Source organism: Bradyrhizobium sp. SZCCHNR1098 (assembly GCF_032489375.1).
Taxonomy (GTDB): Bacteria; Pseudomonadota; Alphaproteobacteria; order Rhizobiales; family Xanthobacteraceae; genus Bradyrhizobium.
On record NZ_JAUEXY010000005.1, the window covers coordinates 205,345 to 218,827 of the forward strand.

The 13,483-nt window shown below is 65.7% G+C and carries 13 protein-coding genes; 7 read left to right on the top strand and 6 right to left on the bottom strand.

The features are described 5' to 3' along the window. Positions 1–32 precede the first annotated feature (32 nt). Positions 33–1,085 (bottom strand): ferrochelatase, encoded by a 1,053-nt coding sequence (gene hemH, locus QX135_RS13590; protein WP_316234115.1) that lies wholly within the window; start codon positions 1,083–1,085, stop codon positions 33–35. Positions 1,086–1,180: 95 nt separating this feature from the next. Here hemH and QX135_RS13595 point away from each other — a divergent pair, with 95 nt between their 5' ends. After that, a complete protein-coding gene (locus QX135_RS13595) occupies positions 1,181–1,588 on the top strand; it encodes an MAPEG family protein (protein ID WP_315736460.1) in 408 nt (135 codons plus the stop codon). Positions 1,589–1,801: 213 nt separating this feature from the next. Next, positions 1,802–3,895, top strand: coding sequence for a squalene--hopene cyclase (shc, locus tag QX135_RS13600; RefSeq protein ID WP_316234116.1), 2,094 nt, complete (start codon positions 1,802–1,804; stop codon positions 3,893–3,895). On the opposite strand, the gene QX135_RS13605 is transcribed toward shc, so the two are convergent. Further along, the gene (locus QX135_RS13605; protein WP_316234117.1) at positions 3,864–4,238 is read right to left on the bottom strand and encodes an MBL fold metallo-hydrolase; all 375 of its coding nucleotides are present in this window, start codon (positions 4,236–4,238) and stop codon (positions 3,864–3,866) included. The two genes, shc and QX135_RS13605, sit on opposite strands and share 32 nt — an antisense overlap. Beyond that, positions 4,235–5,308: an NAD-dependent epimerase/dehydratase family protein gene (locus tag QX135_RS13610; RefSeq protein WP_316234118.1), complete on the bottom strand. Its 1,074-nt coding sequence runs from the start codon at positions 5,306–5,308 to the stop codon at positions 4,235–4,237. The genes QX135_RS13605 and QX135_RS13610 overlap by 4 nt, the downstream gene beginning before the upstream one ends. 138 nt (positions 5,309–5,446) lie before the next feature. Between QX135_RS13610 and QX135_RS13615 the strand changes: the two genes are divergently transcribed. Beyond that, a complete protein-coding gene (locus QX135_RS13615; protein ID WP_315736456.1) occupies positions 5,447–6,067 on the top strand; it encodes a TetR/AcrR family transcriptional regulator in 621 nt (206 codons plus the stop codon). A 299-nt stretch (positions 6,068–6,366) separates the two neighbouring features. Here QX135_RS13615 and QX135_RS13620 read toward each other — a convergent pair whose 3' ends face one another. Genes QX135_RS13620 through QX135_RS13630 form a run of 3 tightly spaced genes read right to left on the bottom strand, consistent with a single transcriptional unit; the run spans position 6,367 to position 10,266 of the window. Next, complete coding sequence (locus tag QX135_RS13620) at positions 6,367–7,542, bottom strand: nickel/cobalt transporter (protein WP_316234119.1); 1,176 nt, start codon at positions 7,540–7,542, stop codon at positions 6,367–6,369. Continuing rightward, positions 7,539–8,174, bottom strand: a complete 636-nt coding sequence (locus QX135_RS13625) for a DUF1007 family protein (protein WP_315779180.1) — start codon at positions 8,172–8,174, stop codon at positions 7,539–7,541. Before QX135_RS13625 ends, QX135_RS13620 begins: the two co-directional genes overlap by 4 nt. A gap of 10 nt (positions 8,175–8,184) precedes the next feature. Next, entirely contained in the window at positions 8,185–10,266 is a 2,082-nt protein-coding gene (locus tag QX135_RS13630; RefSeq protein ID WP_316234120.1) for a M3 family metallopeptidase, read from the bottom strand. A gap of 132 nt (positions 10,267–10,398) precedes the next feature. Here QX135_RS13630 and QX135_RS13635 point away from each other — a divergent pair, with 132 nt between their 5' ends. The 4 genes from QX135_RS13635 to QX135_RS13650 all read left to right on the top strand — a co-directional run bounded on the left by QX135_RS13635 (position 10,399) and on the right by QX135_RS13650 (position 13,398). After that, positions 10,399–10,659 carry a hypothetical protein gene (locus QX135_RS13635; RefSeq protein WP_315716541.1) on the top strand — a complete coding sequence of 87 codons (261 nt, stop codon included), beginning with the start codon at positions 10,399–10,401 and terminating at the stop codon, positions 10,657–10,659. Positions 10,660–11,333: 674 nt separating this feature from the next. Further along, positions 11,334–12,476, top strand: coding sequence for a type III PLP-dependent enzyme (locus QX135_RS13640; protein ID WP_315777663.1), 1,143 nt, complete (start codon positions 11,334–11,336; stop codon positions 12,474–12,476). Positions 12,477–12,655: 179 nt separating this feature from the next. Beyond that, on the top strand, positions 12,656–13,249 hold the full coding sequence (locus tag QX135_RS13645) for an N-acetyltransferase (protein ID WP_316234121.1): 594 nt from the start codon (positions 12,656–12,658) through the stop codon (positions 13,247–13,249). Continuing rightward, positions 13,237–13,398 (top strand): hypothetical protein, encoded by a 162-nt coding sequence (locus QX135_RS13650; protein WP_316234122.1) that lies wholly within the window; start codon positions 13,237–13,239, stop codon positions 13,396–13,398. Before QX135_RS13645 ends, QX135_RS13650 begins: the two co-directional genes overlap by 13 nt. Positions 13,399–13,483 lie beyond the last annotated feature (85 nt).

The window sequence follows — 13,483 nt, forward strand, 5'->3', positions numbered from 1 at the left end:
GGCAATACCGCCGACGGCTCAGAGCCAGCCCTTTACAACCAGCCCTGCAGCTCGCGCAGCACCAGCTGCCGCAGCACCTCCATGCCGGGCGCGCTGTCGTTCAGGCACGGCACGGCGGAGAATTCCTCGCCGCCATTGTGCTTGAAGGTCTCGCAATTCTCGCCGGAGATCTCCTCCAGCGTCTCCAGGCAGTCGGCGGAGAAGCCCGGCATCACCACGGCGATGCGCTTGACTCCGTCCTTGGCGAGCTTCTCGATGGTCTTGTCGGTATAAGGCTGCAGCCACTCCGAGAAGCCGAAGCGCGACTGGAAGGTCAGCAGCAGCCTGGTGTCGTCCATGCCGAGCCGCTTGCGCAGCAGCTCGGTGGTGGCGACGCACTGCTCGCGATAGGGATCGCCCTTGTCGACATATTCCTTCGGCATGCCGTGGAACGAGGCCACGATCAGCTCGGGCTTGTACGCCAGCGTCTTCAGATGATCCTCGATCGAGACCGCCAGCGCCTCGATGTAGAAGTCGTCGTTGTAATAAGGCGGCGTCACCCGCAGCGTCGGCTGCGCGCGCAGCTCGGTCAGCACGCGGAACGCCTCGTCACAGACGGTCGCCGAGGTCGCGGCCGAATATTGCGGATAGAGCGGCACCACCAGGATGCGGTCGCAGCCCTTGGCCATGAGACCATCGACGCCAGCCTTGATCGACGGATTGCCGTAGCGCATGGCCCAGTCGACGATGACGTGGCTGCGATCGGCGATGCTGGCGGCGAGCTTCTCGCTCTGCGCGCGCGTGATCGTCTTCAGCGGCGATTCGTTCTTCTCGGTGTTCCAGATCGACTGGTAGTCTTTCGCCTTCTTGCGCGGCCGGACATTGAGGATGATCCCGTTGAGGATGATCTTCCACAACAGGCCCTGGTCCTCGATGACGCGGCGGTCGGACAGGAACTCCTTCAGATACACCCGCACGCCGGCGGCGTCCGCCGTATCCGGCGTCCCGAGATTGACCAGCAGCACGCCGACACGTGACGTGCTCGCGGCCGGCAACGGCCTGACGTCGACAGGCCTGGCATTGTCCAGAGAGATGGCGGCGGTCATGATGCCCGTGACTGCTGAAGGGCGTGGCTTGGCGGCTTGTTTCGACATTGTCAAGATAAGGGCCATTTCACCGATGTCATCGGACTGGAGGAGCCATGACGATTGCCGAATTGTGCATTTTCGCCAGCGTGATGCTCTACCTCTTAACGATCCTGCCGGCGAAATGGATCAGCGTCGACGGTGCCGGGCGCTATGACAACGCCCGGCCGCGAGATCCCGCCTTCTATGCCGGCGGCATCCGCGAGCGGGCGCTGGGCGCCCATCAGAACGGCATCGAGGCGTTCCCGTTCTTTGCCGCGGCGGTGCTGCTGGCCGAGTTCCGCGGCGCGCCGCAGAACTTGATCAACGAGCTGTCGGTGCTGTTCGTGATCGTGCGCACCGCCTATGTGCTGACTTACGTCGGCAACCGGCCGTCGCTGCGCTCGATCCTGTGGGCGATCGGGTTTCTGATCACCGTCGCGATCTTCTTCCTGCCCCTGCTGCGCCAATACCTGCCGGTTTGAGTGGGCCAGTTTCCGGACGTGAGACGCGTCACATCTCCGTGTCCGCCGGGATGCTAACCACAACGGCCATGGGGGCTCCGTCTGTACGCCTTTCGTTTCCCCTTTGATCCGGTCCGCTGCGGCCAGTTGATTGGATTTGACGGCGAAATTCCCTATAGGGCGGAGTGAATTCGACTGCCGCAGCGGCACTGTGAGGCCGCCAGAGGGATCGTGATGACTTTGACCAGCTCGGCCCCCGCGCGCGCGCCGCGCGACCCGGGAAATTACCAGACCGCCCTGCAATCGACGGTGCGGGCGGCAGCGGACTGGCTGATCGCCAACCAGAAGCCCGACGGTCATTGGGTCGGCCGCGCCGAATCCAACGCCTGCATGGAGGCGCAATGGTGCCTGGCGCTGTGGTTCATGGGGCTCGAGGAGCATCCGCTGCGCAAGCGCCTGGGCCAGTCGCTGCTCGACAGCCAGCGCCCGGACGGCGCCTGGCAGGTCTATTTCGGCGCCCCCAATGGTGACATCAACGCGACCGTCGAGGCCTATGCCGCGCTGCGCTCGCTCGGCTTCCGCGACGACGAGCCGCCGGTGCGCCGCGCCCGCGAATGGATCGAGGCCAAGGGGGGCTTGCGCAACATTCGCGTGTTCACGCGCTATTGGCTGGCGCTGATCGGCGAATGGCCGTGGGAGAAGACCCCCAACATCCCGCCCGAGGTGATCTGGTTTCCGCTCTGGTTTCCGTTCTCGATCTACAATTTCGCGCAATGGGCACGCGCCACCCTGATGCCGATCGCGGTGCTGTCGGCGCGGCGGCCGAGCCGGCCGCTGCCGCCCGAGAACCGGCTGGACGCGCTGTTTCCGCATGGGCGCAGCGCGTTCGACTACGAGCTGCCGGTCAAGGCCAATGCCGGCGGCTGGGACAAGTTCTTCCGCGGCGCCGACAAGGTGCTGCATGCCCTGCAGAACCTCGGCAACAAGCTCAATCTCGGCCTGTTCCGCCCGGCGGCGACCAGCCGCGTGCTGGAATGGATGATCCGCCACCAGGATTTCGACGGCGCCTGGGGCGGCATCCAGCCGCCCTGGATCTACGGCCTGATGGCGCTCTACGCCGAGGGCTATCCGCTCAATCATCCCGTTCTCGCCAAGGGCCTCGATGCCCTGAACGATCCCGGCTGGCGAGTCGATGTCGGCGATGCCACCTACATCCAGGCGACCAACAGTCCAGTGTGGGACACGATCCTGACCCTGCTCGCCTTCGACGATGCCGGCGTGCTCGGCGATTACCCCGAGGCCGTCGACAAGGCGGTCGACTGGGTGCTCGACCGCCAGGTCCGCATGCCCGGCGACTGGTCGATGAAGCTGCCGCACGTCAAGCCGGGCGGCTGGGCGTTCGAATACGCCAACAACTATTATCCCGACACGGACGACACCGCCGTGGCGCTGATCGCGTTGGCGCCGCTGCGCCGTGATCCGAAGTGGCAGGCCAAGGGCATCGACGAGGCGATTCAGCTCGGCGTCGACTGGCTGATCGGCATGCAGAGCGAGGGGGGCGGCTGGGGCGCGTTCGACAAGGACAACAACCAGAAGATCCTGACCAAGATTCCGTTCTGCGACTATGGCGAGGCGCTCGATCCGCCGTCGGTCGACGTCACCGCCCACATCGTCGAGGCTTTCGGCAAGCTCGGCATCTCGCGCAATCATCCGGCCATGGTGCGCGCGCTCGACTACATCCGACGGGAGCAGGAGCCGAGCGGCCCGTGGTTCGGCCGCTGGGGCGTCAACTACGTCTACGGCACCGGCGCGGTGCTGCCGGCGCTGGCCGCGATCGGCGAGGACATGACGCAGCCCTATATCGGCCGCGCTTGCGATTGGCTCGTCGCGCATCAGCAGCCGGACGGCGGCTGGGGCGAAAGCTGCGCCTCCTACATGGATGTCAGCACGGTCGGCCGCGGCACCACCACGGCGTCGCAGACCGCCTGGGCGCTGATGGCGCTGCTCGCCGTCAACCGCCCTGAGGACAAGGAGGCGATCGAGCGCGGCTGCATGTGGCTGGTCGAGCGCCAGTCGGCCGGCACCTGGGACGAGCCGGAATTCACCGGCACCGGCTTCCCCGGCTACGGCGTCGGCCAGACCATCAAGCTGACCGATCCCACTTTGCAGGAGCGGCTGATGCAGGGCCCTGAGCTGTCCCGCGCCTTCATGCTCCGCTACGGCATGTACCGCCACTACTTCCCGCTGATGGCGCTGGGCCGCGCGCTGCGGCCACAGGGGCATGGCAACACTGCAGCTACGCCTTCGCCGCCGTCCCGGCCTCGTTGACGATGGAGCCTGGCATGAGCGTTACGAACGATCGTGCCAGCCCGGCGCGTCGAAGCGCTGAAGCCAATTCTCTGGGAGGTTCATCGTAACCTTCGTCGGTCAGACGAAACGTACCCCAGTGATGACCAACCGCTTGCCGCGCGCCGCACAGCCGGAACGCTTCGACCGCCTCGGCCGGGTTCATGTGTTGGTCTTTCATGAACCAGCGCGGCGCGTGGGCGCCGACGGGCAGCAATGCCAACCGCAACTGCGGATGCGCCCGGGCCACCTCTCTGAAGGTGCTTCCGTCACCGAAGCCCGTGTCGCCTACGAAGTAGGTACCCCCACCCGGCGCCTCAATCATACAGAGACGACGCTCGCGCGACGTTCGCCCCGATGGGCGGACGAACTGGCGAGCTTGGACTCAGGCTGCTGCATCGCGGCCAACCCTTCGTCCATGGTGATCCGGGGCGCATAGCCCAGCTCGGTCTGAGCCTTGCGGGTGCTGATAGTGAACGGCTTGCCGATAAGGCGTAACATCTGGCGCGTGATCGGCGGCTCGCCCTTGAGGCGCAGTGCACGCCACGCTGCCCCCATGAGGCCGGCCATCGTCCAGGCTATTCCGAAACGAACGGACTTGTCCGCAGCGACTATCCCACGAGTGGCAAGCAGAGACGAGATGAAGCTTTTCAAGGTGCTCTGCTCGGCATCGGCGATGAAATACGCTTCGCCCCCCCGGCCCCGATCTGCGGCGAGAATCAGCGCGTCGCACAAGTTATCGACATGGCAGCTCGACATGGCCTGCGTGCCTCCAGCGACCCACTGCCACCGGCCTGCGTTCACGGTCTCTACCATGTGATCGAGAGTTGGCATTTTGCCTCCCCAGATAAATGGCGGCCGCAGCGCGATGGTCTCCAGGCCGGGACGCATGCCGTTAGCTGCCAGCAACACGCGCTCGCCTTCGGCCTTCGAAGATCCGTAGGGCGAGAAGGCACGGATCTGCAGCGGCAGGCTCTCGTCGACATTCAACATCGGTTCGGGATCGCCCATGACCACGGCCGCAGCGCTCACCGCAACCAAGCGGCGCACGCTGGCCGTCGCTGCGGCCGCGTTCACGACGGCGCGCGTGCCCTCGACGTTGATCCGGTCGAAAATCTCCTGGTTGCCCCAAAGCTCGAAGTGCGCGGCGACATGAAACACGACCTCGCATCCTGTCATCGCCTTTCGCAACGCTTGTTCGTCGTTGAGTTCGCCGCGTACGGGCGTTGCTCCGAGTGTCTTGACTTGCGCCTCGCTCTCCGCGCTTCGGGCCAGCGCCCGCACCTGCCACCCCCCCACGAGGAGATGCGTAATCAGGCGGCCGCCAACAAAGCCGGAGCCACCGGTCACGAGAGCGACGCGTTGCTGGTCGGATGGCGTGGCGGGAGCAGTCATGGCGAACCTCCTTGAGCTGGATGACCCAACCTTGTGGCCGCCCCATTCAAAAGTCAACGAACATATTTCATATTATGTTCGTTTGCATGAACCGGAGAGTTCTAGTATCCTTTCCGAACGATGGAATCGAAGACATCCATGCCCGCAACCCCTTCTCCTACCGAGGAAACTTCGTTTCGGGCGCAGATCCTCGACACCGCGCGCGCCCAAGTGCGCCGCCATGGGGAGGCCAAGACCAACGTGGTCGACATCGCCCGCGCTCTCGGCACTTCGCACACGACGATCTATCGCCACTTCCGCTCCAAGGCTGACATTTTCGATGCCCTGGTCGTCGAGGCGATGCGTGATGAGGAGGAGATGGCAAGCCGCTTCGTCGAGGCGGAAGGACCTTTCGCGGAGCGTCTGGAGGGCATGGTGCTCGCGCTGCATGCCCGCAAGCGGGAGCGGTTCACTGCGGATGCCGAGGTTTACGGCCTATACCGCCGAATTGTGGAAGAGCGGCCGGAGATCATCGCCGCTTACTCACGAGCAATGACTGCTCTTATCGCCCGCATTCTGGCTGATGCAAAGAAGCGCGGCGAGATTCGAGTTGATGATATCGAGGCTGCCGCGGGCGTTGTGCGCGACGCAGTCACCGTGTTTGTCCACCCCGCTCATGTGGCAGCCGCCGTCGCGGCCAATCTGCCAAGCGAAAAAATGGCCCGCAACGTCGTGCGCACGCTTTGCGCCGGCTTCCGCGCAGGAGCCGAATTGACCTGAAGCAGACCTTCGCGCGGGGCGTGTGTCAAACAGGCGCTGGCTTCTATCGCCTTTGACAATGCCGAGGTGGGCCTCATCTGCCCTGGGGACTACCTCCAATCGCCTATCAAACCCCGCGGCGGAAGGTATGGGTCCCGAGTCGACGCCACCACCGCGCTATCGCGCGCTCGTGGCTCGCCCGGGACGACACAATTGTTGCTGCGCGATCGCGGCCAACCTTCACCGCTGTCATGCCTCGCGCAAGCGGGGCATCCAGCACGCAGTGACCAATGCGTGGCCAGGAGCGGAGCCCGCGCCGCTCAGAAGCAGGTCGTGCGTTCCGCCGCCATGTAGCCGAACAGCAGGCCCACGCCGAACAGCAGCACGAGGCCAGCCGCGCCGAACTCCAAGCCCCGCATAATCAACGCGCCGCCGCCGTCGCGGCCGGCGCTGAGGCGCCGGGCGATGTCTTTGGCGGCCACCGCAATGACCGCGATGGTGGCGACGGTGATCGCGGTGCCCATGCCCATCACGATGGTCGCGGCGACGCCGGCCCAGAACATGCCCTGCGCCAGCGCGAACACCAGCACCAGGATCGCGCCCGAGCACGGGCGGATGCCGGCGGCGAAGATTGCCTGGAAGCCGCGCTGCCAGCCGCCGGGGCCTGCGAGCTCGCTCGGCGCGGGCCCGTGGGAATGGCCGCAACCGCAATCATCGCCATGGACGTGATCGTGGTGGACGTGATCGTGAGCGGCGTGACCATGCGCCGCGGCCGCATGCGTGTGAGCATGACCGTGGTCATGATCATGTCCATGATGGTCATGACCGTGATGATCATGATGAGGCGCGCGATGCTGGTGATCATGCGCATGACCATGATCATGGGTCGACGGCGCCACCGCGGCCGCGGGCGCACCGGCCAGCGCCAATGCCGGCGCCGCCGGCTGCCAGGTGCGCAGGAACGCCGCGCCCTTGACCCAGACCAGGCGCGCGCCGAGCAGCGCGATCAGGCCGTAGCTCGCGATCTCCACCACCTTTTCGGCGCTGCACATCGTGGCCGCGGTGGCATTGAGCACCACCGCACCGATGCCGACGATGACGACCGCCACCAGCGCCTGCATCAGGCCCGAGGCGAACGACAGCACGATGCCGCGCTTGGCCGTCTCCTGGTTGGCGACGAGATAGGACGCGATCACCGCCTTGCCGTGACCGGGGCCCGCAGCATGAAAGATGCCGTAGGCAAACGAGATCGCGAGCAGCCACCACACCGCCGAGCCGTCTTGCTTGGCCGAGCGGATCGCCCCCGACATCTGGCGATAGAATTCCGACTGCTTGGCGAGCAGCCAGCCGACGATGCCGCCGACCTGTGGCTCGGCCGGTGCGCCGAACGGCGGCTTGGCGAGCAGCGCATGCGAGGCGGCGTCGGCGGCGACGAGTGCTGCGAGGATCGCAACGCAGGTCAGGAGCGGTCGAGCGGAGCTGGGGCGAGGCGTCATGGACATTCCACTGAGATCTTGTTGGCGAAGTTCATTCCGAAATTGGCGTTCGCCCCGCCGCTCAGGAATGTCTGTTCGTTCATGGTCTGCGCGACGGATCCGCCGTCGCTCGGTCTCACCAGGCCGAACTTGCAGCCCGAGGGAGCGCTGACCAGCGTGACGGGATCCTTCTCCGCCATCTGGAAATCGATGAAATAGCTGGGATCGTAGACCTCGACCTGGAGCTGCTTCGTCTTCACCGGCGCCTTCAGCGGCAGGGTGAAGTGCAGGGTCAGCTTGGTGTCCTTGTATTCGAGGTAATAGTCGACGGGGTCCTCGAGCTTCTGCTTGCGCCCGTCGGCCTTGAGGAAGGTGAAGTAGGCATATTCCTTCAGCGACTCGGCGTTGGTCTGCGCCAGCGGCGCCAGCTCCTCGCGGGTGTAGACGCCCTTCTGCTTGGTCTCGAGGCCCTGCAGCGCGTAGGTCGCGAACATGTCGTCGAAGGTCCAGGCGTGGCGCACGCCGGTCACCGAGCCATCGGCCGCATAGAGCAGCTCGCTGCTCGCGGTGACCCAGACATGCGGGTGGGCGCTCGCCGCGCTCGCGCCGAATACGAGCGTCAGCGCAGCGAAGACGAACCGGACCAGTGCCATCCTCTTCACCTCAAGCCGCCTTGGCAACGTCGAGCAGACCGCGCCGGCGCAGCAGCGCGTCGGGCTCGGGCTCGCGGCCGCGGAAGGCGATGTAGGCCGCTTCCGGATCGAGCGAGCCGCCCGAGGCGTAGACATTGTCGTGGAGCCGCTTGGCGACCGCCGGATCGAAGATGTTGCCGGCTTCCTCGAAGGCGCCGAAGGCATCCGCATCCATCACCTCCGACCACATGTAGCTGTAATAGCCCGCCGCATAATGGTCTCCCGAGAAGATATGGCCGAATTGAGTCGGCCGGTGGCGCAGCGCGATTTCGGGCGGCATGCCGATCTTCTCCATCTCGGCCCGCTCGAACGCACGCACGTCCTTCGACGCCGCCGCCGGCTGGGTGTGGAATTCGAGATCGATCAGCGCCGAGGACACGAACTCGACGGTGGCAAAGCCCTGGTTGAAGCGGCGCGCGGCCAGGAAGCGCTCGAGCAGGTCCTGCGGCAGCGGCTCGCCCGTCTGGTAGTGGCGCGCGAAGGTCTGCAGCACCTCGGGACGCTCCTGCCAGTGCTCGTAGAGCTGCGACGGCAGCTCGACGAAATCGGTGAAAACCGCAGTGCCAGATAGCGAGGGATAGGTCACGTTGGACAGGATGCCGTGCAGGCCGTGGCCGAACTCGTGGAACAAGGTGCGAGCGTCGTCCGGCGACAGCAGCGACGGCTGGCCGTCGGCGCCTTTCGCAAAATTGCAGACGTTGATGATCAAGGGCGCGGTGTCGCCGTCGAGCTTCTGCTGGTCGCGCAGCGAGGTCATCCAGGCGCCGGAGCGCTTCGACGAGCGGGCAAAGTAGTCGCCATAGAACAGCGCCTTGTGGCGGCCTCCCGCGTCCTTGATCTCCCAGACCCGGACGTCCGGATGCCAGACCGGGATGTCCTTGCGCTCGGCGAAGGTGATGCCGAACAGCCGCGTGGCGCAGTCGAAGGCGGCTGCGATCATGTTGTCGAGCGAAAGATACGGCTTGATCGCGGCGTCGTCGAAATTCGCCTTCGCCTGGCGCAGCTTCTCGGCATAATAACGCCAGTCCCAGGCCGCGAGCTTGAAGTTGCCGCCCTCCGCCGTGATCATCTCCTGCAGTTGATCGCGGTCGGCCAGCGCCTTGGCGCGCGCCGGCCTCCAGACGCGCTCCAGCAGCCCGCGCACGGCCTCCGGCGTCTTCGCCATGGAATCCTCGAGGCGATAGGCGGCGAAGTTCGGAAAGCCCATGATCTTGGCGGCCTGCTCGCGCAGGGACAGGATCTCGCCGATGACGGCGTTGTTGTCGTTGGAATTGCCATTGTCGCCGCGCGCGGTGAAGGCCTTGAACACCTTCTCGCGCAGGTCGCGGCGGGCAGAGCTCTGCAGGAACGGCTCGACTGAGGAGCGTGACAGGGTCACGATCGCCTTTCCGGGCATGCCGCGCTCGTCCGCCGCTGCCTTGGCGGCAGCCATGAAGCTCTCGGACAGTCCGGCACGGTCGTCCTCGCCGAGCTCGAGGTACCAGTCCTGCTCGTCGCCGAGCACATGGTGGCTGAAGGTGGTGCCGAGCTGGGCGAGCTTCTCGTTGATCTCGGCCATCCGCACCTTGTCGTCATCGGACAGGCCGGCGCCGGCGCGGCGGAAGCGGGTGTAGGTGCGCTCCAGCAGCCGCTGCTCCTCGCTGGTCAGCGTCAGGTTCTTGCGGTTGTCGTAGAGCAGCGCGATGCGGCCGAACAGCACGGCATTCATCATGATCGGGTTCCAGTGCCGCGCCATCCGCAGCGACACGTCCTTGTCGATCTCCAGAATCGCCGGGTTCGAATGCGCCGACACCAGATCGTAGAAGACAGCCGCGACCTTCGACAGCAGCTTTCCCGAGCGCTCCAGCGCCGTGATGGTGTTGGCGAAGTCCGGCTCGGCCGGGTCATGGGTAATGGCGGTGATTTCGGCGGCGTGGTCGGCGAAGGCGCGCTCGAAGGCCGGCAGGAAGTGCTCGGGCCTGATCGCGTCGAACGGCGGTGTCTGGTGCGGGGTCTCCCAGGCCACGAGCAGCGGATTGGTCTGGGCGTCGATCACAGCGGTGGTGTCTGACATCGGCTGGGGTCCGTCCTCTCCCGGAAGTTCGATGCGCCCCTCATACCACGGAGCCGGCCCTTTTTGGGTCATTTCCCCTTGAAGGGCCGGGCCTTTTCGGAGAGATTGCGGCCCGCAACAGGACCCTGGACCATGAACGCAGAGACCACCTCCAAAGCCGGCCGCCAGATCGCCTGGCCGACCGTGATCACCGTCATCTCGGCGGCGATCCTGATCGGTGCCGAAGTGTTCGGTGCGGCCTTCGCCGGCGGCTGGGCGCTCGCGATTCTGTTCGGGCTCGGCGATGGCGGCGCGCACATCGTTCAGGCCGTGCTGTTCGCGATCGGCGTGTTCGTGATGATCGGCTTCATCCGTGGCGCGCAGCGCATCGAGCCGTTCACCAGGCGCGCGTGAGTCACGCGAAAACACTGTCCTGCAAGGGTGAACGCGTTACGAAACTTTAAGCTCGCTTAACGTTCGTTCAGACATCTGCGCAGCATGTGTGTCGCGTAAGCACAGATTAGGGAAATCTTTCCCGGCGCCCAAAAATTCCTTGCGAACGAAATTCAAAACGCTTATTTCCGCTTCTGCCCAATTTCGCACGTGCCTGTGGTCGTGTGTCAGTCGGTAGGTATCCGGACAAGAGGCCGGACAGCCGCCAAGGGATGAGGAACCGAGGGGCCCTCGGATCGTTGCGATCAAGATCAGTTCGATCGAGATCGTCATGCTCCGAAAGCCCAGCATCTCTCTCAAGAGATGCCGCTGAAGGTCACCCCATCTTTTGCAACCGTGACTGGCAGCCGGAGGCGAACCGGCGCACCCCGCTCTCAACGGGGGACGCGACTTAAAGCAACGACGGATCGGGCTTTTTTGGTCTCTACCGGCAGTCCAAAGCCGGCGCGGGCTACTGAAAAGGCTTGTCCTTCATTGCCAGGTGTGCGGGCGGGAAATCCCCAACCAATCCACGGCAGCACAATTCGGCTACGGGTTCGAGGTTTTGTCGCCTTTCCATCGGGCGGCAACGCCAAGGCACCCGTGTCGGGATCATTTTGAACGGGTCTCGTCGCTGGGACCGTTTGGAGGGTGCTATGACCGAACGTATCCGGGAATTCCTGCGCAACCGCCGCGAGGAAGGTCTGGACCACGAGCCCTGTCTCGTGGTCGATCTCGAGATCGTGCGCGACAACTACATGAGCTTCGCCAAGGCGCTGCCGGACAGCCGCGTGTTCTATGCGGTCAAGGCCAATCCGGCGCCGGAAGTGCTGTCGCTGCTCGCCTCGCTGGGCTCGTCGTTCGACACGGCGACCGTCGCCGAGATCGAGATGGCGCTGGCCGCCGGTGCGACGCCGGACCGCATCTCCTATGGCAACACGATCAAGAAGGAGCGGGACATCGCGCGCGCCTATGCGCTCGGCATCCGCCTGTTCGCGGTCGACTGCGCCGCCGAGGTCGAGAAGATCGCGCGCGCAGCGCCCGGCGCCAAGGTGTTCTGCCGCATCCTGTACGATTGCGCCGGCGCCGAGTGGCCGCTGTCGCGCAAGTTCGGCTGTGATCCGGAGATGGCGGTCGACGTGCTGGACCTGGCCAAGCGGCTCGGCCTGGAGCCGTGCGGCATCTCGTTCCATGTCGGCTCGCAGCAGCGCAAGGTGAAAGCGTGGGACCGCGCGCTGGCGATGGCCTCGACGGTGTTCCGCGACTGCGCCGAGCGCGGCATCAACCTGACCATGGTGAACATGGGCGGGGGCTTCCCGACCAAGTACCTGAAGGACGTGCCGCCGGTCGTGCAGTACGGCCGCTCGATCTTCCGTGCGCTGCGCAAGCATTTCGGCAACCAGATCCCGGAGACGATCATCGAGCCGGGCCGCGGCATGGTCGGCAATGCCGGGATCATCGAGTCGGAAGTGGTGCTGATCTCGAAGAAGAGCGACGAGGACGAGCTGCGCTGGGTTTATCTCGACATCGGCAAGTTCGGCGGTCTCGCCGAGACCATGGACGAGTCGATCCGCTACGCCATCCGCACGCCGCACGAGGGTGCGGAGATGACCCCGTGCGTGCTCGCCGGTCCGACCTGCGATTCGGCCGACGTGATGTACGAGAAGCTGCCGTATCCGCTGCCGGTGACGCTCTCGATCGGCGACAAGGTGCTGATCGAGGGGACCGGGGCCTATACGTCGACCTACGCGTCGGTGGCCTTCAACGGCATCCCCCCGCTGAAGACCTATCACATCTGATCCGGCTTGCTTCGCCACCCGTTCGCGGGTGAGACGACGCGAAGCTTCGGGTGGGGTAGCCCCCACCCCGACCCTCCCCCGCAAGCGGGGGAGGGAGCGATAGACCGTCATCATCAACCTGACATCACGTGTTTGCGCGCGGGCGGTGGCTCGCGGCGCAGGCCGGGGACTGACGTGCCATGACCGCTTTTCGCTCCGTTACCACTGCGCCCCATCGGACTGCCGCTTCGTTCGCGATCCGCAGCGAACGAGCCTCCGACGTCGCGGCGCGCGAGACGCTGCTCGATGCCTGCTTTGGCGACAACCGCCATGAGCGCACCTGCCAGCGCCTGCGCGACGGACGCGCGCCCGCCGCAGGCCTGGCCCTGTCGGCGGTGCGCGGCGGCACGCTGGTGGGAACGCTGCGGTTGTGGCACGTCAGCGCCGGCGGACGCGACGCCCTGATGCTCGGGCCGCTGGCGGTCGCGGCGGAGGCGCGCAGCCTCGGCGTCGGCGCTGCGCTGATGAATGCCGCGCTGATGATCGCGGCGTCGCGCGGCCATGGCGCGGTCATCCTGCTCGGCGATGCGCCGTACTACGCCCGCTTCGGCTTCTCGGTGGACAAGACAAGCGAGCTGGAGCTGCCCGGCGCGTTCGAGCGCGCGCGCCTGCTCGGCCTCGAGCTGGTCGACGGCGCGCTCGACGGCGCCGCTGGCCCGATCCTCGCCACCGGTGCCCGGGAGCGGAAGGCCCGCCGCAGCCGCAAGGAGCGGATGGTATCATGCGCGGCGTAACCGCCCGCGACGGGCACGCGCCGCGGCGGCGGACATTGCTGCCGACGCTGGTGCTGATCCTGCTCGGGATCATGATCGTCCGCGACATCGTGGTCCGCTGCTGGTCCAGCGCTCCGCCTGCCGGACCCGACGTCACCCGGCTGCGTTAGGCATTCGGGCAACGGGCGCCCGGCCCGCCCCGCCAGGGGTTGCGCAGGTGCAGCAAAAGCTCTTTAACCCCGGCAAATCCCCCGA

What these genes read in the sequence shown, in the direction of transcription:
- QX135_RS13630 (WP_316234120.1), bottom strand. Translation starts at nt 10,266, where the DNA reads ATGTCAGACACCACCGCTGTGATCGACGCCCAGACCAATCCGCTGCTC.
- QX135_RS13610 (WP_316234118.1), bottom strand. Translation starts at nt 5,308, where the DNA reads ATGACTGCTCCCGCCACGCCATCCGACCAGCAACGCGTCGCTCTCGTG.
- QX135_RS13640 (WP_315777663.1), top strand. Translation starts at nt 11,334, where the DNA reads ATGACCGAACGTATCCGGGAATTCCTGCGCAACCGCCGCGAGGAAGGT.
- QX135_RS13605 (WP_316234117.1), bottom strand. Translation starts at nt 4,238, where the DNA reads ATGATTGAGGCGCCGGGTGGGGGTACCTACTTCGTAGGCGACACGGGC.
- QX135_RS13595 (WP_315736460.1), top strand. Translation starts at nt 1,181, where the DNA reads ATGACGATTGCCGAATTGTGCATTTTCGCCAGCGTGATGCTCTACCTC.
- QX135_RS13650 (WP_316234122.1), top strand. Translation starts at nt 13,237, where the DNA reads ATGCGCGGCGTAACCGCCCGCGACGGGCACGCGCCGCGGCGGCGGACA.
- QX135_RS13635 (WP_315716541.1), top strand. Translation starts at nt 10,399, where the DNA reads ATGAACGCAGAGACCACCTCCAAAGCCGGCCGCCAGATCGCCTGGCCG.
- QX135_RS13645 (WP_316234121.1), top strand. Translation starts at nt 12,656, where the DNA reads ATGACCGCTTTTCGCTCCGTTACCACTGCGCCCCATCGGACTGCCGCT.
- QX135_RS13620 (WP_316234119.1), bottom strand. Translation starts at nt 7,542, where the DNA reads ATGACGCCTCGCCCCAGCTCCGCTCGACCGCTCCTGACCTGCGTTGCG.
- QX135_RS13615 (WP_315736456.1), top strand. Translation starts at nt 5,447, where the DNA reads ATGCCCGCAACCCCTTCTCCTACCGAGGAAACTTCGTTTCGGGCGCAG.
- QX135_RS13625 (WP_315779180.1), bottom strand. Translation starts at nt 8,174, where the DNA reads ATGGCACTGGTCCGGTTCGTCTTCGCTGCGCTGACGCTCGTATTCGGC.
- shc (WP_316234116.1), top strand. Translation starts at nt 1,802, where the DNA reads ATGACTTTGACCAGCTCGGCCCCCGCGCGCGCGCCGCGCGACCCGGGA.
- hemH (WP_316234115.1), bottom strand. Translation starts at nt 1,085, where the DNA reads ATGACCGCCGCCATCTCTCTGGACAATGCCAGGCCTGTCGACGTCAGG.